The sequence below is a fragment of the Pseudoalteromonas sp. S3178 genome (genome assembly GCF_005886985.1).
Lineage (GTDB): Bacteria > Pseudomonadota > Gammaproteobacteria > Enterobacterales > Alteromonadaceae > Pseudoalteromonas > Pseudoalteromonas carrageenovora.
The window spans coordinates 1-323 of record NZ_PNCW01000296.1 but is presented as its reverse complement, the minus strand read 5'-3'; the positions used below and the strand labels follow the sequence as shown (position 1 = coordinate 323).

Genomic DNA, 323 nt, shown 5'->3' with positions numbered 1-323 from the left:
AATTACTTGCTCCTCGTCGTCGCTTGCTGCTAATTGGAGTACAACCCAGCTTCACGTTAATCGTGGAGAATTTACCAACCCCTTTACTTTAGATGAAGCGAAAACCAGTGTGTTTTCGCTTCAACATGCATCTGGCTATGACTACGGGGATAATTTTTTCTTTGTTGACTATATCGATGACGACATAGAAGATAACTATCAAGACCGTGATTTTTATTTGGAGTGGTACTCAACTGTTAGCTTAAGCGCAGTAAGTGACTACTCCTTTAAAAAAGGGTTTCTTAAAGATGTTGGCTTAGTCATGGGGGTCATTATTGCAGGTG

General features: G+C 40.6%; 1 pseudogene. It reads left to right on the top strand.

The features are described from left to right. Position 1: 1 nt before the first annotated feature. Positions 2 to 323: pseudogene (locus CWC11_RS21035) on the top strand (nucleoside-binding protein); the annotation flags it as partial.